General features: G+C 39.4%; 16 protein-coding genes. 9 read left to right on the forward strand and 7 right to left on the reverse strand.

What is annotated here, in order from left to right; all coding sequences use genetic code 11:
• Positions 1 to 171: 171 nt before the first annotated feature.
• The 4 genes from GVO63_RS03250 (at position 172) to GVO63_RS03265 (ending at position 2,240) form a co-directional block, all read left to right on the forward strand.
• Positions 172 to 714, forward strand: coding sequence for a DUF6624 domain-containing protein (locus GVO63_RS03250; protein WP_071959937.1), 543 nt, complete (start codon positions 172 to 174; stop codon positions 712 to 714).
• Positions 715 to 835: 121 nt separating this feature from the next.
• Entirely contained in the window at positions 836 to 1,147 is a 312-nt protein-coding gene (locus GVO63_RS03255; protein WP_159578111.1) for a hypothetical protein, read from the forward strand.
• Between the two features lie 179 nt (positions 1,148 to 1,326).
• Entirely contained in the window at positions 1,327 to 1,632 is a 306-nt protein-coding gene (locus tag GVO63_RS03260; protein WP_159578112.1) for a hypothetical protein, read from the forward strand.
• 50 nt (positions 1,633 to 1,682) lie between these two features.
• On the forward strand, positions 1,683 to 2,240 hold the full coding sequence (locus GVO63_RS03265) for a DinB family protein (RefSeq protein WP_236552046.1): 558 nt from the start codon (positions 1,683 to 1,685) through the stop codon (positions 2,238 to 2,240).
• 233 nt (positions 2,241 to 2,473) lie between these two features.
• Here GVO63_RS03265 and GVO63_RS03270 read toward each other — a convergent pair whose 3' ends face one another.
• The 7 genes from GVO63_RS03270 to GVO63_RS03300 all read right to left on the reverse strand — a co-directional run bounded on the left by GVO63_RS03270 (position 2,474) and on the right by GVO63_RS03300 (position 10,955).
• Positions 2,474 to 3,541 (reverse strand): YbjQ family protein, encoded by a 1,068-nt coding sequence (locus GVO63_RS03270; RefSeq protein WP_159578113.1) that lies wholly within the window; start codon positions 3,539 to 3,541, stop codon positions 2,474 to 2,476.
• Positions 3,542 to 3,798: 257 nt separating this feature from the next.
• Positions 3,799 to 4,056, reverse strand: a complete 258-nt coding sequence (locus GVO63_RS03275; RefSeq protein ID WP_159578114.1) for a hypothetical protein — start codon at positions 4,054 to 4,056, stop codon at positions 3,799 to 3,801.
• On the reverse strand, positions 4,053 to 5,654 hold the full coding sequence (locus GVO63_RS03280; protein ID WP_159578115.1) for a TnsD family Tn7-like transposition protein: 1,602 nt from the start codon (positions 5,652 to 5,654) through the stop codon (positions 4,053 to 4,055). Before GVO63_RS03280 ends, GVO63_RS03275 begins: the two co-directional genes overlap by 4 nt.
• Positions 5,651 to 6,565 carry a TniQ family protein gene (locus tag GVO63_RS03285; RefSeq protein ID WP_159578116.1) on the reverse strand — a complete coding sequence of 305 codons (915 nt, stop codon included), beginning with the start codon at positions 6,563 to 6,565 and terminating at the stop codon, positions 5,651 to 5,653. Before GVO63_RS03285 ends, GVO63_RS03280 begins: the two co-directional genes overlap by 4 nt.
• Before the next feature lie 4 nt (positions 6,566 to 6,569).
• The gene (locus GVO63_RS03290; protein WP_159578117.1) at positions 6,570 to 7,865 is read right to left on the reverse strand and encodes an AAA family ATPase; all 1,296 of its coding nucleotides are present in this window, start codon (positions 7,863 to 7,865) and stop codon (positions 6,570 to 6,572) included.
• On the reverse strand, positions 7,858 to 10,065 hold the full coding sequence (locus GVO63_RS03295; protein WP_159578118.1) for a hypothetical protein: 2,208 nt from the start codon (positions 10,063 to 10,065) through the stop codon (positions 7,858 to 7,860). The genes GVO63_RS03290 and GVO63_RS03295 overlap by 8 nt, the downstream gene beginning before the upstream one ends.
• Positions 10,053 to 10,955, reverse strand: a complete 903-nt coding sequence (locus GVO63_RS03300; RefSeq protein WP_159578119.1) for a TnsA endonuclease N-terminal domain-containing protein — start codon at positions 10,953 to 10,955, stop codon at positions 10,053 to 10,055. The genes GVO63_RS03295 and GVO63_RS03300 overlap by 13 nt, the downstream gene beginning before the upstream one ends.
• Before the next feature lie 685 nt (positions 10,956 to 11,640).
• Here GVO63_RS03300 and GVO63_RS03305 point away from each other — a divergent pair.
• From GVO63_RS03305 to GVO63_RS03325, 5 genes are read left to right on the forward strand one after another with little or no spacing between them, the layout of a single operon-like run.
• Entirely contained in the window at positions 11,641 to 12,579 is a 939-nt protein-coding gene (locus tag GVO63_RS03305) for a restriction endonuclease (protein ID WP_159578120.1), read from the forward strand.
• Positions 12,580 to 12,598: 19 nt separating this feature from the next.
• Complete coding sequence (locus tag GVO63_RS03310; protein ID WP_159578121.1) at positions 12,599 to 15,418, forward strand: type I restriction-modification enzyme R subunit C-terminal domain-containing protein; 2,820 nt, start codon at positions 12,599 to 12,601, stop codon at positions 15,416 to 15,418.
• Positions 15,415 to 17,160, forward strand: a complete 1,746-nt coding sequence (locus tag GVO63_RS03315) for a restriction endonuclease subunit S (protein ID WP_159578122.1) — start codon at positions 15,415 to 15,417, stop codon at positions 17,158 to 17,160. Before GVO63_RS03310 ends, GVO63_RS03315 begins: the two co-directional genes overlap by 4 nt.
• Complete coding sequence (locus GVO63_RS03320; protein WP_159578123.1) at positions 17,160 to 18,911, forward strand: AAA family ATPase; 1,752 nt, start codon at positions 17,160 to 17,162, stop codon at positions 18,909 to 18,911. Before GVO63_RS03315 ends, GVO63_RS03320 begins: the two co-directional genes overlap by 1 nt.
• Positions 18,908 to 19,786 carry a hypothetical protein gene (locus tag GVO63_RS03325; protein WP_201281872.1) on the forward strand — a complete coding sequence of 293 codons (879 nt, stop codon included), beginning with the start codon at positions 18,908 to 18,910 and terminating at the stop codon, positions 19,784 to 19,786. The genes GVO63_RS03320 and GVO63_RS03325 overlap by 4 nt, the downstream gene beginning before the upstream one ends.

Consider the following 19,786-nt stretch of genomic DNA (forward strand, 5'->3'; position numbering starts at 1 on the left):
TCTTATCGGCTAGTGGTAGCAGCAAAGCTGCGTACGTTCATTTGTACGCCTAACAAAACGCTGTTGGCACTCCCTTCGGTCGCTGGGACACATTCATGCGGGGCGGCTTCGCCATTATGCCCCACATGCCTGCGCCCCTTATTTAAAAGTTAAGTCTCACGGAGGAGTAATATGAAAAATTTATATCTCATTGTCTTTATATGCCTAACAAGTAACTTTTCATTTGCTAAAGATGATTACTTCAGTCTGCGTCAAGAACTAAATCAGATGATGGAACTGGATCAAAGTACATTACACGGAAAAACTGATAGGGATTTCGAAAAACTTCGCATAGAGCAAGCTAATAGAATCGAAGAAATTGTTACTGAATTTGGCTGGCCCACTATCGATATGGTCGGAAAAGATGCTTCGCAGGCGGCATGGATAATTGTTCAACATGCCGACTACAACAAAGAGTTTCAAGACAAAATGCTTAAAATCATGCGCCCTTTAGCGTTAGAAGGAAAGATTAATCCTGCTAACTACGCATACCTTTATGATAGGACTCATCGCCCACAGCTTTACGGAACCCAAGGCAAATGTGATGGCACTGATTTCACACCATTTCCTATTCAGGACATTGAAGATATTGATAATAGAAGGCGTGAAATGAAAATGACTACAGCTCAAGCCTATTGGAATATGGCATCAGAGAGAATGTGTGGTCGTAAGTGAGACTTAACAACGCGCTTAAGTCACTCCCTGCCGTCGCTGGGACACATACGCGGGGCCGCTTCGCGATTATAGCACCACATATGTGCCCCATAGCTTAATTTTAGGCCTATAGAGGTAAAACATGATTTCAGAGGCAGATTGGAAACACTTCAAACAAGTTAAGGCAGATGCATTAGATAAATGCTGCCAGCAAGTTTTGGACGATGTGCGTAAAGGAATCGATGATCCCGAACTTTCAAATCATGCAAAATATCTTTATTTGTATAAATTGATGGAAAACAGCGACAAACGTATCGTCAACATATTCGATTACAATGCAAGGTCTAAAGCTATGCTGCAACTTGCATTAATGAAATCAGACGGCCTTCTAGAAGCTAAACAAATTAGTGGCTTCTCAGATGAGTTACAAAGTTTTATTAATAGCCGTGACTAACTTATCAGCACGGCCTAACAAACAAATTATGGCACTCGCTGTCGCTCGCTGGGACGCAAACACGTGCGCGGCTTCGCCATATTAGTAAGTTATGTGCTATTTGTAGCAAGAAATTTCGTAAAAAGCGCTTAATCAAAAAAAACTTATTTTTAGATGAGTAAAACAAGGATATTAACTCAATGAAAAAGAAAATTTTTATAATTTCAATGTTGTGCTCTTCGAGCGCTTTAGCAAAAAATGCTGTAATAGAGGAAGTACTAGCACTTGAGGATGAGTCAGTTTCTACAGTGTTACTTCAATCGTGCGACGTTGAAATAGCTAGCGCCAATAATGACGAACTTAGAAACAAATCTAAAACGAAAAGATTATTACAAGTAAAAGCCGCTAATAATGTCTATTATGCTCCAAGTATTGCATTATTTGAAAGAGATCAAGGTAACTGCGAATTAGTAATTAAAGGCTTGTTACATAAAGAGACTTCGTGACAACCTAACAATGTCAAATTTTGTAAAACGCTGGTCATTTGGGGAAGCACATGACAATCGCAAGCAGCGGACGAATGTCTTCGAAAAGCAATTTCATATTAATGGCTGAATACAATAAATGGATGAACGCATCTATTTATTCTGCTGCGTCGAATTTAGGCTCAGAGGAACTTGCCAAGGATAGAGGGGCTTTCTTTGATTCTATCATTGGTACACTCAATCATATTTTGGTGGCAGATATAATTTGGCTTAAACGTTTTGCCACTCATTCTAAAACTTTTACTGCATTAGATTCGTTAGCATCGAAGCCTAAGCCTGAAAAACTAGACTCACTTTTGTTCTCAGAGCTCGCCCTGCTTAAACAAGAAAGAGTAAGTCTGGACAACACAATCTTGAATTTTGTTAATCAGCTTTCCGAGGGCATTTTAGCAAGTAACCTAAACTATCAAAATATGAGAGGCGTCTCGCATTCAAAATGCTTCGCACATCTACTGCTGCACTTCTTTAACCATCAAACTCATCATCGTGGACAGGTTTCTACACTGTTGTCACAACTTAGTGTAGATTTAGGCGTCACGGATTTGCTGGTTAAAATACCCAACGCTTAAAGGGTATAACAAGCCACTAAAGGCGCTCGCGCTGATCGCTGGGGCGCTAATACATGGGCTGCGTCACTTCGATCCTAATTTAAGCCCATGTATTATCGCCGCTTAGTGGGGTGTTACCACCGTCCGCTTATGGCACAACTCGGTCGTTTGTAGCCCAAACAATGAAGTTCCGTTCCTCGTCTTTTACTGCATTTAAAGTTAGATATGAGCCAGTGACTTAACTCCAACTCATTTTATTGATTTGGCAAGGTTTCTTTCAAGGTCTCTTTTATCATTGATAAATACTTGATTGCCTTTTTGGGAGTAGTTTCTTCGGCTTTAAACCCCTGTTTATCTCTACCACATGACTTGCAAAAAGAATCATCTACGTCATTTTCTTTTTGGCTACACATGCATTCCCAAAGCTCTTTTTCCTTACCTAACAGACCTTTTTTCTTTCTAAAGACAGCGATTGTAGGAAACGACGCTTCAACAGTACCTATTAAATCATTGAGGGTATTAATATCGTCACTCGAATAAAGCCGTTTGGGCTTAATGATAGTGTTGAGCACGGCTTTTTTATGCGTAAGACTGTCTGACTTGGATTTCAACAGACTAATTGAGCGGTGGTAATCTACGAGAACCATCTTATTGATCACCTTTTGAATTGTCCTAAGCTCACTCTCCTTGCTTGCTTTCTCAAAAAGTTGGTACCCCAGCGCAACACTATCGTCGAAGTCTATTGAGGCTGCATAGGCAAATAAGCGCTCTTCTTTTAGACCACTACTTATCATTTCCCATTCAATAAAATCACCCATTTCAGGCACTTTGAGTTCGAGAAGTCTACACCATTCATCATTAGTCATCTCAAGTGGTGCTGACTTGTGTTGTTCGATAAGTATTCTTTTCTCTATTACATCAGCTACGACGTTACCTGTCACTAGGTCAGTCTTCGTATCCTCGGAGTTTTCAATGTACACTCTGTCTAGCGTTACTGCGGTGCCATAAGCAGTGATCATGAACATTGATTTTCCGCCGCCAGATACTTCATCGACGTCTATCGACACACTGATAACAGCATTGGCTCCAAGTTCAATAGCTTCATATTTGAGGTCAGTCAGCGCCTGTGCTTTTATCCTACTTATTTGGTCAGCGTAAGTTGCAGAGCGTCCACCGAAAAAGTCACTTAACCCAGCAGTAAAATCTGAAAAAACGTTTGTCCCCGCAACAACGTGCGCACTAACTATTCCGAAATATTGTTTTATTTTTGCGCCGTCTAGCGTGCTACTAGTTGTAATAAGTACATCCATATAATTATTCACTATTCGAATTTTCCTTTTTTCGCTTAACTTTAACCATAAAACAATAACATAAGTTAGGAATAAACTTGCTAGCTTTGTAGAAGCAAACTACGTTTGTCGCTCTAATCTGCCTTTAAAAATGATTCTCCCCAAGGATGCTTCACACTTACTTTTGATAGTGAAATAGAGTCCAGTTTCTTCAACGAGACTTTAAGTTGAAATTTAAGCTATACTACTTTTGAGGTTGTGTATTATCGCGATACACAGGGGGAGAAACGCTACCTACGTTTCTCTCCCTCTTTATTTGTGTTCGTCTTAAATGACACTACAGCTTCGCCAGTCATTAATTGTAATTGCTCTTGGCCTGTCAGTTGACGCTCGACTATCATTCCGACATAGGCCCACTGCTCTATTTGCTCACTGGGTGTTTTCGGGTAACTAGCTATCGCTTGCTTTGCGTCATCTATCAAAGAGCTATCAAGTTGCAACTTAACATTCCTCTGACTCGCTCTATTACTTTCAGATTTTTTTGTCATTCGCTCTTCCCTTCATTGCTCTGTGTTATTTTGAACTTGACCATGTCATACATGCGCTTGCACCTCGAAAGCTTAGTAAAATTGCATGTAAACCAGCGATGATTACCAAATGCTTTGTCTAACGCATATTTACTAGGCAATTTATTGGTTGTTTCTAATTGTTGTTTAAGGAACTCTTTGAATTTTGGAAAAAGAGATGTGTCTCGCTTCTCCCAAATTTTTGCACTGTGATTGGCATGGTTGCCTTGGATGGGAAAGGTAACATCAAGCCACGTTTTGTCGTATTGATATGCCCAGTTCAAAGCGTTTCCTTGATGCTCTTTTAACTCTGACCGATTAAGTAGGCCACGGCGTTTTCTCTCCTCGATTAAAGTCGCTCTTACGGCATCCCGCTTTTCATACATTCTTAAATATTGACGCCATAGGCTTAGCCCATCAACAGACTGAACTACTCCAGTAATCGATGGTTCTGACACACCAAGTTTGGCTGCAATATCTTTACAACTCACATTTTCGATTGCCATTTTTATTGCTTGTCGCTCTATGTCAGCGGTGACAACTTGTTTTCGCTCTGTTGTCTTTACGCCAATTCGGTTGGCTAATTGTTTTACGTAGCCATGACTCACTTTCAAGCGTCTGCTTATCTCCGCAACGTTAAATTGATAACTTTGTAATAGCGCTATTGCTTGTGACTCAATGGTCTCAGACATTTTAAGGGGTTTAGGAGCAGGTATTGGGGGAGGCGCTGATTCTTCGCGCAGTCCTTTTACTACAAATTCAAGCAAAATAGGTTTCAATGGATGAATGCTTAAATCGTGTTCGAAAACTATTCGACGAATACTTCTGGTATTCAACACACTGGGGAGACAAAGCGCTTCAGCTACCTCGTTATAGCGCACTAACACCGTAGACATCCGAATATGCATTTGCGATGTGAACAGCCCTCGTGAGTGAAATAGACTTTTAAAGTATTGCTGACCAACATTTTCATTATTGTTGCTACGTAACTTTTGCACAATATGCTTTGCGAATTCTATCTGCTGTGCATTAGCGTCTGAAGGAATAACAGAGTGTATTGACTTAAAATAACGTGGGAGCCGATATTTTCGATGGTTAAAAGGAACACTGGTTAATTCACACCCATGTTTGAAGCATGCATTCACTCCCCACAATTGGTGTGACAAATGCCAATAAGCGATACCTATTTTAGTCATATCTTCTTTAGCACATTCTGGGCAGTAATTGCTTTGCACTAAAGAGCCAAATGCCAACTGAGGTGAGCATGAAAGGTTTGCTATGTTCATATCACCAGCTCCACACATTGCCGCCTTCAGTGCTTCATGGCGGGCATTATAAAGAACATGCAAAGGGTAAGCTGTGTGGTTATGTAAGAGATAGTCTATACCGTATTCAGAGTGACAAGAGATATCCTGAATATGGCTAGGAAGAAGCTGATTTAAACACCCCCCTTCATAGCCGAACCATTCCAACGAAGTAGCCGTGTATGAGATATCACCCCATAGCCAATGACACCGAGCAACATACGAAAACAAAGTTTCATCAGGTTGAATTCGAGGTGTGTACAAGATTCTACTCATGGTCGATATTCATGCAGGTAGAAAAACTTGAATAACAAAAACATTAAAGGATGAATGCTGCCATTTTCAGCCATCATAGCACTGGCTTTGAATGCAGTGTTGTTAGCTGTGACTTCAGCAAAACGTTGTAAATTTGGAAACAATACAGTGAAGTATCTTTGGAGCGCACTTTGCCATTGCTTGTTGAGAGTAACGCTCACTTTACTTGGAGAATGGGAATAGAAGCTGCTCTCCATAAACACACGCTTGTGAAGTTCGACTTGCTCCCGCTGATATTCAACACCTCTTCTCATCAGCAGCTTGGTTTCCCAATCAAGCCAACGATGAAAAAGTGTAATATGAGGAGTGCTAAAAAAAGATTTATCAAAAAAATCGCCTGAGCATTCAAACCCATTAAACTCGCTCACTAAACGTTGCCTCAGCGCGGTATTATGCTGATGACAAATAAAAGCAGTCATTGCTTGATGATCTGCTCTCCAAATAGCAAAGCCCTTGGCTCTTATTTCTTCATCATGGCACTTTGAGCAGTATTTTAGAGACTGATAAGGCATTAGTAGCTTTTCAGCATTAAACAGTACGCGTCCCGTTGCCTTGTCATTCAATTGAGTTTTCACATGTGCATTTAATACATCACGAGAGATGAATCCTTGCCAATATTTGCCCACCATATTATCAGTCAATACATCCTCGAATCTTTTTCTTCCATAGGCTTGTACGGCAAACTTCACTGCCCACCTTGGCATGGTCTCTCCTATCAAACGGGGACTTGATATTTGAAAAAGGCTTAAAAATTCCTTTGGAGCGAAAAAGTCTGCATACTCCTTGAGTCGATAGAAATAGGTCGGAAGATACTCACCGGGTTTGATGTTAATATTCTCTAGTATTATGGATGAAAGACTGGTGTTCAACATGAGTTCACTCGTCCCCCATATCTAGGGCTTGAAGTCGTTTTATCCGATCAATGCGTTCTTGCTTTTTTGAGTCCTTTTTCTGCGTATTTTTATCAACTATTTGCGCTGTTTTTTCCGCAGAATAGGCGGGCGTGACATCAACTTTAGGTAGCTTCGGTTTAATCGATTCTTTGCGTATGTGAGTGGCCACATGCGCTGTATACAAAGAGTTAAATCGATTACTTTTGGTCATACTCAAATTCGCACTTAGTATATGATTTACTAGTCGCTTCAACTTGCTTATGTTTCCTTCACAATAATAAAAAATTGCATGTTCAAACTCCTTATCAACTAACTTCTCGCCCATACCTAAAAAGTTCGTACTTAAGGCTTTAACCATTGTCTTCCATGTTATGTGTTCAATAGAGTGATCACTTAGAATAAACTTACCATCACTGATTAAACGCCGCTCAGACTGCTCGCTCTGTTCAGGAGCACTGAAAAGGTCGCCAGCTTCAGGCGTACCAATGAAAATCATTGGCACGCCTAAGTCGTTGAAAAACTCTTCTAAAAAAACATTAGTAACAACCTTGTTATCCTTCGTGGTTTTAGAGTTTAAAACCCATTGGACATCATCTATTACAAGTAAACCAAGGCCAACCATTCGACATATTTTAATGACATAAATAACCTGCTCACCAACAGTGTCTCTGCTTGGAAGCTTTGCAGTGAAATGACTATTGAGCTTTTTATCGATGGCATTAAGAATTGAAACTAAGAAAGCTTTTTTACTTGTCGCACTTTTAATATAAGTTTTTACAAACATGACCTGCGGTAGTCGTCTAAATCCAGTGTTTTCAGAAGGGGGATGAAAGTTATCAACAGGATTAAACGTTTCTAACAACTTATCATGAACGGTAGTTTTACCATGCCCAGAGCGCCCCATACAAAGCATGGCAGTTCCAGCGTCTATTAGAGTATTTGGTGCAGGCAAGTCTTTTACCGAAACCTCGCCGTTTTCAACTAAGTTGAGATATTTATCGTAATCGTCTGTCTTAGGGTGGCGATTGAGATAACCAATAAGGATCATGTGATGAATTTGATTATACAAATCAAATGTATACTCTGGCGGAACATAAAATCGTTTAGCCAAACCAATACGTTTGATACCGTTTGATAATGTAGAATAATTGGGAGTAATATCGTCCCTTGCCGATAGTCGAGATATCAATTCAGATTCAGTTAGCTTCAGCATCTGAAGCGATGTAATAAATGGATTATCATCAATCCATTGTTCAAGCAGAAGGGTCGCTTCAGTCATCACTGCCTCCTTCACTATTTAACGATGGAGTATCAAAGTAATCTGCGGATGAATCAATTGCACTAGTGCCAAACACATTTCGAGTTTCAATAACATCTCTGGCGTTTTCTGATATCTGTGCTTGCCTGAAGTTGTCCTGTATTCCGGCAACGATGCCTTTGCGGTCTGGAGGTCTGGTAGAAGTGTTTTCGTTTGATAACTCACGTTCTTTAGCTATCGATGCTTGCAAGGCAACGTTTGCCATTCTTCGGTCTTTACGATTGATAGACATCCTTTGCTTTTCGATTTGTTTTTGCTGCTTAATTTCTTCAGCAGTTAAATCTTCAAACCTTTCATCATGCGACGCCAGTGTGAATTCGATGATTTCCGTACCAAACTGTTTTGATAAGTACCATGCGTAACGCGGGTCATCCTTGTTTACACGCACTTTTATTAAAGGCTTCTCCTGACCACTAAAGCTGATCTTTTGTTGCCAATCTTGGAAACCTTTGTGGGATGTTCTATATGTAAGCTCACTCGATAAAATGAGTATACCGTCGATGGATACTTTTGCTTCCTCTTGTTCCAACATCGCGTACATCACTAGTTTTTTGGGGCGACGATTTCCAGAAGCCATTCTTTTAGAAATGTGCTTATTCCATAGCGCTAAAGGCGTCGGCTTAACACCTTCAAACACATCAAAAGATTGTAACCGTGTGTGGTTCATTCTTTGACGATTAAACGACAAAATCGATTCAATAATTAGTCGATTTAACGAGTCAATATCATGTATGGCGAAGTTTGAAGGGTGAACGGCATCTTTTGCAGGATTCGGCTTTACACTCCCGTCCAATCGCTGAAACAGAATTTTGTCTTGAGAATCAAAATTTACCTCTACAGTCCCCTTTTTTTTACTTAAGTAAGAAGTTGCAAAGGTAATGGTTTCTAATTTCAAGTCTGCTGCCAGCATGTCATCATAAAGACTAGTGGTATATTCTCCCCCTCTATCGCAGAACAACCTTACGCATACGTGTTGGCAAGGCCAATCATCTTCGTCGATTTGAATTCCGTACCTTGCACAAAAATCAACTTTATTCGTAAAAGCATTGTAAAGTGCTTTTTTGACTGCGGAAACGCCGCGCTGATAAGTAATGCAATAGCCTACGATAACCCCCGAAAAGGTATCAACTACGAAGTACAAGTACGGGCGACCAATCACCTCTTTCGCTGTATAATCGCCCCTGCTGTTGATTCTCGATACCACGTAAATATTCAGTGTAGTGGCATCAATTTCATAGGTGTCACTTGGCCCAATAGAGTTTTCTTGTGCTTTACCACGTGTAATGTCTTGATTATTTTGAACTGCCTTTACACTCGTTTTAAGCTCTTCCCACTTCTTCCAATCTACATGCTTTTGAAAGTGAGCCGTAAATTGATCAATAGAAATATACTTACGAAAGTCAAGGTAGCGCTCTTTACGTCCATATACGTCAGCCGATGAATAACAAAGGCGTTGGCAAAACTCGCTATGTAACGAAGTATATTTGTGGTCAGAAACTTTAGATAAATGCTTTTTTATGAATTGTTTAATTCGCTTTATGTCTTCTTGCGTAGCATCTCGTCTTAAATATTCGTCGGAATCGCCTTTTGCGCCAATAAACGTTCCACCTCGTTTAGCTCTCTTCGCTTCAGCCTCTTCACTATTTAAAGGTAACTTTCGATTAGTTCCACAAAGATACGTTAGTGGTAATAGCGCTAAAGGGTGAGAACCAAATGCTAAGTATTGATTGAGATAGTTATACAACGACTGAGGGGTTATATTGGCTTGCTTGGCGTAAGCATCAAAAGATTTTCTGGATAAATCGCCTTTGATATATAATTCTATGTCATTAGATTCGATTAGTGGTCTTATTTTTGAGTATCTCTCATACGCCGTGGCTACACGACTTTCTGTGGCAGACAAATAATGTCTAGACGAACTAAATGTATTAGGCGTTCTTTCAAACATATCCCATGCTCGCCCTTCGATATCATCGCCAACTTTAACTAGAATAGGCTTAATAGGTTTTTTACGTTGTAGAGATAGCGCAACTACTTTTGATTCAGGAAAAGTATACGCAACGGTATATTCGAGTTCTTTCTCATCTGTATTTTTAGCTTTTATGATTTCGTTAATTGAATAATCAAATGCCTCTTCTGTCGGAAGACCTACCATTCCCATGCGTAGTCCTCCTTAGCATTAAAGACAAAACTTGCATCAGCGAGCGGACGAAATAGGTCTACCTGTAAGCCTTTATGCCAGATGAGATACCAAAATACGCCGTATGTTTTTTCAAACGAGATAGACATTTTTTTGGATACCAAAAAAACCAAATCTGCCAATCGATGACGCTTTCTACCAGTAAGGAATTCTAAAAAATGAACTTGAAAAGACTTAAGAATAATATGGGGAACATCAAGGTTACGATGCCTTCTAGCTATTGCAAGATTTTTGACCAAGTTCGGACTCAACGTCCAATGTGAAGATGTAATTAAACGATACTCTTGCTGCTTTTCATCTTCCCAATAAGCTTGTTCGATTTTCAGCTTATCTTGTGTGCGGCCAGTAACAGCATCACCACTATCTACTATAAGCACTTCATCATTGTATTTTAACGAGACAGCAATCTTTTTTGTTTCACCTGTCATAATATCGACATATTGAAAACAGAAATCTGTAGTCATGATAGATGCTTGATACCCTTGATTAGCATCTTTTACCAATCCACGTTTTGGTGCAAAACGGGGATGGGCGATATTAAGACGAGTCGCAACCGCTAATGTTGTATCAACATCTATTAAAGGATATTGCGTCTTTACCTTAGAGACGTTTTTTAAATAACTGAGTGTCAATCCAAAATGCCGTTCCATGTCTGAAAAGTATTCATGACGTTGTGTTTCTTGGCCTAGTTGCTCAGTGGAGGCATTTCCCATGCTTGAGAACTGACGAGCGGTTTTATACGGAATGTACTTACCTTCGAATTCTCTCCGGGTTAAGTAATCGTCAATTTTATTTTCAGTTAACTCAGTAACTGTTGGCTGTTTAATTTTAGGTGAGTTTGCATTTTTCATAACTTACTTTCCAATGGCTACAAGTCGGAAAATAGTCTTGAATATTGAAATTGACAAGGAAAAGCACAAAAACCACGAAAAGTTATTGGTAAAGTCAATAAATTCGTTGAAAACAAAAAAAATAACTAACCACAAACAGCTAGAATATGTAACTATTAAAGGTTTTTATTTATAAAAATGAGAGGCTGAACTGAATTTCACTTCGAAACTCACTTTATCGTAACAAATAAATCAACTTTGTCAACAAAGGCCTTACTTGACGGGGAACTCATGCATTACTAAAATTTTAAAATTTACAAATTACTCAACATTTGCATAATGAGAATCACAGAAGAAAAATTGATTGAATTTGAGTTATTTCTGAAGTCATTTAACAAAAGCAACAAACTAGCGTTTGAGCACTTCGTAAAGCAACGTCAATTCGCTGAAAATGAGACTAGAAAAATATCAAAAAGCTCAAAAAAAAGTTCGTCTCAAGAGTAAATATAAAACTTCCGCGTTTAGTAAGGGCTACTTTAGTTAACTAATTGCTATCAATGCGATAAGCATTCTTGTTCGAAATGTCCTTTTACAATATCCTCATTGTTAGCCTACTCAAAAATCGTTATAGCTGTCTTTTACAGAGCCAGTTAAACTCGCTGATTTTTCTGCAAAAACTAGATAAGAATAAAATCAAGGACAAGGAATGATCCCAAATTATCAGCAATTCATGCGGCCGTTTTTAGAGGTTGTACAAGCAAACAATGGCAATGAAGTTAAACTTCGAGACGTTATCAATCAGCTTGCTGATACATTTGACTTAACTGACGAAGAGCGTAACGAAACTCTGCCAAGTGGACGGCAAAGCGTTTTAGATAATCGTATTGGCTGGGCACGAACCTACCTCACAAAAGCTGGCCTTTTAAAAGCCACCAAAAGAGCACACTTTGTCATCACTGAACGTGGTATCAAGGCATTGCAAGATACAAATGCAACTATTAATAACGATTACCTCAAGCAATTTGATGAATTTGTGGCCTTTAAAGAGCAAAAGAACGACAGCAGCGCCCCTCAGCCGCTAAATACAGAAGAATCTAGTAAACCATTAGCATCAAATGAAATAACGCCTGACGAAGCGTTACTGGACGCTTATAAAGCCATTAACGACGCACTGGCGTTAGAGCTTATTTCTCGCACACGTGAGGTAACGCCAGCTTTTTTTGAAGACTTGCTTATCGAATTGTTGCTAGCAATGGGCTATGGCGGCACAGGCGAAGGCGCGGCACACGCACTCGGGAAATCGGGTGATAACGGTATAGACGGTGTTATTGACCAAGATCCATTAGGCGTTGACCAAATTTATATTCAAGCTAAACGCTACTCAGAGGGCAATAACGTCGGCTCTGGTGATATCCGTGATTTCTTTGGTGCACTCAATTTAAAGAAAGCGCAAAAAGGTATTTTCATTACCACATCGGATTTTACGCCATCAGCTATACAAACAGCTAAAGACCTTGGCATGAGAATAGTCCTAATTAACGGTAAAGAATTAGCCAAACTCATGCTGCGTTACAACATCGGCAGCAGAGACGAACAGGTCTTGCACCTGAAGAAGATCGACGAAGAATTTTTTGACGTGAATTAAAGTTAGCTTGGAATCATTTATGGATATTGACGGATTAAAACCAGAAACAAAGGCTCGCTTATCAATAGACGAGCAATTGAAGCTCGCTGGTTGGACAGTACAAACTTGGCCTAACGCAAACCTTGGCGAAAGCTTAGGTGTTGTAATACGTGAATATCCTACCGATACTGGCCCTGCGGATTATCTACTATTTGTAAATCGCGAAGCAGTAGGCGTGATTGAAGCCAAAAAAGACGAAACCATTTTATCCAATGTTGAAGATCAAACACTTCGTTACGCCACCAGTAAGATCAAATTTCGCAAAGACAAAGCGCCGCTATCGTTTCTGTTTGAAGCAACCAGTAAAGTCATTCAGTTTACCGACTTAAGAGATCCTGCCCCTAGGTCTAGAGAAATTTTCCATTTTTTTAAGCCCGAAACACTGCAAGAATGGATGAAGCAAGATAGTTCACTGCGCAGCAACCTTAAAAACAACATTCCAGCACTACCAAAAGCTAACTTACGAGATTGTCAAATAAGCGCAATTACAGGTTTAGAAACATCCCTTGCCGATAGCAGACCTCGCTCATTAATTCATATGGCTACAGGTGCTGGCAAAACGTTTACAGCAATTAACTCAGTATACCGATTACTAAATAATGGTGGCGCTAAACGAATCTTGTTTTTGGTTGATACCAGAAACCTTGGTAAGCAGGCACAACAAGAGTTTCATGCTTTTAAACCGCATGGTAAAGAAACCTTTTTTCATGAAAATCACATAGTACAGCGACTCAATAGCGGCACCATAGATGATGCCGCTGAAGTTTGTATTTGCACTATACAAAGGATGTATTCGATTCTAAGTGGTAAACCAATAGATGAAAGCGCAGAAGATTTATCACTACATGAAGTAAAGCAAAATAAACAACAAGCAAAGTTGGTGAAGTATAACCCAGAAGTTCCAATTGAAACCTTTGACTTTATTATTGTTGATGAATGTCACCGCTCTATTTATAACCTTTGGAAACAAGTTCTCGATTATTTCGATGCTTTCATTATTGGTCTTACTGCCACACCTGATAAACGCACATTAGGCTTTTTCAACGAAAACATCGTTGCAGAATACAGTTATGAAGATTCAGTACTTGATGGCGTAAATGTGGGTTACGATGTTTATGAAATTGAAACTGAGATCGGCAACAAAGGCGCTAAACTAAAAGCCAAAGAATGGCTAGATCACCGAGACAAATTAACTCGCAAAAAACGCTGGGCACAAGCAGAAGAAGATAACACATACACTAGCAAAGAGCTTGACCGCTCAGTGGTCAATAAAAGCCAAATCCGCCAAGTCATTAGAGCAATGAAAAAGGCGGTAGAAACTGAAATATTTCCTAACCGCAAAGAAGTGCCAAAAACACTTATATTCGCCAAAACAGACAGCCACGCTGATGACATTATTCAAATTGTTCGTGAAGAGTACGGGCAAGGAAATGAGTTTTGTAAAAAGGTTACATACAGTGCCAAAGACCCTGATGGCATATTGAATGATTTTCGTAATGACTTTAACCCTCGCATCACGGTAACTGTTGACATGATCGCGACAGGAACAGACGTAAAACCATTAGAAGTTCTACTTTTTATGCGCGATGTTCGTAGCAAAGGCTATTACGAACAAATGAAAGGCCGTGGGGTAAGAAGTTTGGGGTTTGAAGATCTTCGCAATGTCAGTAAAAGTGCAACGAGTGCCAAAGATAGATTTGTACTAATCGATGCAGTAGGGGTTGAAAAGTCTCAAAAAACAGAGAGCCGGCCGTTAGAACGCAACCCTAACCTTTCAATGAAAGACTTACTTCAAGGCGTGGCTATGGGTCATCGAGATGATGACACAATACAAAGTTTGGCAAACCGCTTAACCCGTCTAGGTAAACAAATTGATACTCGCGGTCACAAGAAAATAGAGAAACTTACGGGTAAACCCGTTGCTCAATTAGCAAGAGAACTATTAACCTCGATAGATCCTGACGCAATCAATCAAAAAGCATTAGAAAATGCCAAGGCGAAAGGTATTACACGAAGTGAAGAAACACTTACCGATAATGAGCGCGAAACCGCAAAACAACAACTCATTGATAAAGCATGTGAAAGTTTTGATAACCCTGATGCGAGAGATGTGATCGAGTCTGCCAGAAGAGAACGCGAACAAGTTATCGACCACATCAACTTAGATACGGTGACTTACTCCGGCTACAGTGCCCAAGCAGAAGAAGAAGCAGAAAAGGTTATACAAAGCTTCAAAGAGTTTATTGAGCAGCATAAAGACGATATTCAAGCGCTCAGCTTTTTCTACCAGCAACCTTACCAGCGCAGACCATTAACCTTTTCTATGCTAGAAGAACTGCACAAAGCGTTAAATAATCCCCCGTTGTTATTAACAACGGAAAAACTATGGACTGCTTATGAGCGCATAAATTCAGCAAACCCTCTCAATAAAAGCAGCAGTAAAGGTAAAAAGGTCAACACCCAAAGGCAACTAACCGATATAATTTCGCTAGTAAAATATGCTATTGGTTTAGAGGCAGAGCTTAGGCCCTTTGCAGATCAAGTAGACGCTAAATTTAAAAAATGGATCTTCCGCCATAATGCCCAAAGAAAAACTGCATTTACCGAAGAACAAACCACATGGCTAAGATTAATAAAAGACCATATTGCAGCTAGCTGTTCTATTGAACGCGATGACTTTGACTATAGCCCTTTCTCAGATCGCGGTGGCTTACAAAAAGCATGGGGCTTGTTTAACACCGAAGCTAAGAACGAATTAGATAGCCTTATGGCTGAAATGAATCAGGAATTAATTGCGTGAACCAGAATTTAGAGTTACCTGAATCTTGGAAAAGAGTGAAGTTGATTGAAATTTCACAAATTTTCATGGGGCAGTCGCCTAAAGCGTCCGAGATCAACAGTGAGGGTAAAGGTTTACCTTTTTTTCAAGGGAAAACCGAATTCACAGACGTCTACCCAGTCATTAATAAACACTGTGAGCAGCCGAGTAGAATTGCTGAGCAAAATGATATTCTTTTGTCTGTAAGAGCGCCTGTCGGCCCTGTAAATTTAGCAAGCGAAAAAAGTGGCTTCGGTCGTGGCCTTTGTGCTATCAGAGCTTTTTCTGGAGTATCATTTAAATATCTGTTTTACCAGTTAAAAGGATTAGAAAATTACATTGCGTCATTTGGCACGGGTTCTACTTTTGCAGGAATAAATAGAGATAAAGTCGAAAGTTTAAGTATCAATATAGCTCCAGAAAAAGAACAACAAAGAATAGTCGAAAAGTTAGATGAGCTACTTTCAGAATTAGACTTTGGTGTCCAAGAATTAAAAACAGCTCAAGTTAAACTTAAACATTATCGTCAGTCCTTACTTAAAAGTGCGGTAGAAGGCGCACTTACCCAAAAGTGGCGAGATGATAATAAACATCAAATTGAAGAAACAGGCGAAGCGCTTTTAAAGCGAATTCTTGTTGAGCGTAAGCAGCGCTGGGAACAGAATAAACTCGAAGAGTTTAAAGAAAAAGGCAAAACCCCTCCTAAAAACTGGCAAGACAAATATCCAGAACCAGTCCAGCCGGATATAACTGATTTACCTGAACTACCTGAAGGGTGGGTGTGGGCCAGTTTGGATATGCTAGGTGAGATAGTTTCTGGCGTTACTAAGGGCACAAAACGCAAGATTGAAGTGAAAAAAAGGCTAGTTCCTTATTTACGCGTAGCAAATGTTCAGAGAGGCTACCTCGACTTGTCTGAAGTCAAAACTATTGAAGCAACTGAAACTGATATTAAAAAATATACCCTTGAATATGGTGATATTTTGTTTAATGAAGGTGGTGATCGGGATAAGTTGGGAAGAGGTTGGGTTTGGTACGGTGAAGTCGATAATTGCATTCATCAAAACCATGTTTTCCGTATGAGGTCATTTATAAAAGATTTAGTCCCTGAATTTATTTCCCATCATGGAAATACATTTGGCAAATTATGGTTTCAACATGCGGGAAAGCAAACTACAAATTTAGCTTCGATAAATAAAGGAATACTGCAATCCTTTCCAGTTCCTTTAGCACCAATTGAAGAACAAAAGGTTGTCATTGAGTTGCTTGATGAAGAATTAGCGCTATTAGATAAACAAGAAGAGTATTCACTTAATGCGCTAATTTCAGCAGAAGCTCAGCGTAAAAACATCTTAAAAAGTGCATTTTCAGGGGAGCTTGTTCCACAGGAAGAGAATGACGTGCCAGCCTCTGTATTGTTAGAAAAAATCAAAAAAGAACGTGAAGAATTGGCGAAGCAAGCTAAGCCTAAGAAGAAACGCCAACCTAAAAAAAAAGTTGATGTGATGAGTACATTATTAGAAGTGTTAACAGCCGAAGATAGATGGATTGATGCTCAAGAAGCATTTAAAAAATGCGGCATTGTAGATGGTACATCCATAGACCGCGTTGAAGAAATTTATGCTGAATTACGAAAGCTTGAAAAGTCTGGTCAAATTGAAATTGATCGCAATGGTAGTTATGACCAGATAAGGTTTATCAAGCAAGAAGTTAAGGAAGATTAATGCGATTAGCCTCATTTACCATTGGCTCGGAGCGAGGTGGTATTCGACAACAGTTTAAAAATCTTAAAAACGTTACCATCGACTTTGAAGAAGAAGAATGGATCACGCTAGTTATTGGTTGGAATGGCACAGGTAAATCAAATGTACTTGAAGCATTAGCAGTTTTATTTCGCGATCTTATTATGGGTAAGAATGAGAGAGGAGAAAAAGATAAACCAACGTTTTCTTACGTCCTTCGTTATTTTTGCCATGAAAAAGAGATCGAAATAGACGCTGACCCTGAGCGCGTTAAAGAAGCCTATAAAATCAGTTACAGAGATTTAGGAGAAGATAAATCAGAGGAGTCTGCCCAAGCAGATTTATTGAGTGTGCTAACGGGAAAGAAAGAGTTAGCTGAAATTACATTTAGTAAGTTCAAAAAACGACAAGATGATTTTTTACCTAAATATGTGTTTGGTTATTATTCTGGTCATAGCGATAGGATGCAGTCCGTTTTTAGGCCGTACCTTCAGCAATATGATAAAAAGCTTCGAAGTGCAAAATCTGAAGATCCGGGTTTAAGGCGTTTATTTTATGCGTTACCTGTACATAGCCAATTTGTATTGCTCGCCTTTGTATTAAGACAAGATGACTTAGTCAGGCATTTTCTAGACACTCAATTAGGTTTAGAAACTGATGAAAATGCGGAAAGTATTGATTCTGTCTTATTAGAGTTGAACGAGCCTTCTTGGAACCTAAATAAAAGTAAAACACCTAAAGGTAGCTACGATGCGTGCCAAGATACTCCAGATATATTCTGGGGAGCGGAAGGGATTGTTCGTGACTTTTTAGATCGTGTCCATGAAGTTTCTACTGCACCTATAAAAATTAAGCGCAAAGATGAAGCAACTTTATGGAATAAAAAAGAGCGTGAATATCTTTATATGTTTATCAAAGATATTCACAAGCTAGAGGATCTGGTTGGAGAGCAAGAGCCAAGAGAATTTTTCCGTGATCTTGAAAGTACCTACGTTTCAGAGTTAATTAGCGAAGTTCGCATCAGAGTTAAGCTTAAAAAGAATGATGGCAGCGTTACGTTCAGAGAGTTAAGTGAAGGCGAGCAACAATTGCTCACAGTGTTAGGTCTATTAAGGTTTACCGCTGAAGAAGAAAGCCTATTTTTACTTGATGAACCAGACACTCACTTAAACCCTAAATGGAGTGTTGACTACATTGATTACCTGAACAAATTCGTGACCTCTGGTTCTAAAGGTGAAAACAATAGTCATATTGTTCTCACTACACATAATCCAATTGCAATTGCTGAACTAACACGCGATCAAGTACAAATCTTAAATCGCGATGAAGAAACCAGAGTTATAGAGTCACATAAGCCGCATTACGATCCTCAAGGAATGGGATATGCGGGAATAATCACAAGTGATATGTTCGGATTAGGCTCTTCTCTTGACAAGAGAACTCAGAGAAGGCTTGAAAAATATAGAGCACTAGCGAGTATAGAAAACAAAAGTAAGTTTGAAGAATTGCGTTTACAGGTCATTTCGGAGTGGTTGGAGAATGACAGGTTTACGATGACACAAAGAGATGATGATTACGAAAGATATATAAAAATCCGAAATGCGTTACTGAAAGAAAGGTCAGGCTCCGAAAATATAAAAGAGCTTGTAGATTATGCACTAAGCCTATCACAACAAGAGCGTGATCAAGTTGCGGCTGACGCGATTAAAGCGTTGCTTGATGAGGACGAGTGATGAGGTTCGTTGACAATACTTTTATTGATTTACCTGATGGATGGGAAGATCGTGCAGAGGCTGCAACGCAAGACCTGATGAATGGTAATATTGTGGCAGATGATAGAAGTACTATATGGAAGGAGCTTAAAGAAAGCTTAGAATTACTTTCGAATGGTCGATGCTGGTATTGCGAAACAAATATACCGAGAACAGATAACGCGGTTGATCACTATAGACCTAAAGGCACCGTCAAAGGCGTTTCTATAGATGAAGAAGGTAAGAATATTACCAGATATGATATCGCTCCCGAGCATTCTGGTTACAAATGGGCAGCTTTTAAAGAAGAAAACTTTAGATTTTCTTGTCAACATTGCAACGAATTTAGAAAAGATTTGCAAGGAACTGCGGGGGGGAAATGGAACTACTTTCCGCTAATAGAGGAAGCGGAAAGAGCTTATAACGAACTTGATGAAGACAACGAAAACCCCAGTTTATTAGATCCCTGCAAAAGACTTGACTGGAGGATGCTGTCATATGACAAAAGTGGGGCACCATTTTCTCGTTATGCAGAAGGTTCAGAGGAAGATCTAAAAGTTAAATATTCAATTCGACTTTATCACTTAGATCAAAAACGTCTAAATGAGGGACGCCTCGCCCAATGGAATTTATTTAAACCTTTAATCAGTGACGCTAAGAAGTGGTATTTGAAAAAGTTAAGACGAGACCAAGGAGCTGAAGCTTGTTTTCAAAAGGAGCTTCGTAAAATAGGAAAATGGTTTAACCCCAAAAGCAAAAACACTTACTTGGGCTATCTTGTTTACCAATTAGAACAAGACAAAGAAAAAGACACTCTGCACCCTTGGATTAGCGAATTAATAAGAACAGTTGGCTAA

It is taken from the genome of Alteromonas sp. KUL106, assembly GCF_009811415.1.
Lineage (GTDB): Bacteria > Pseudomonadota > Gammaproteobacteria > Enterobacterales > Alteromonadaceae > Alteromonas.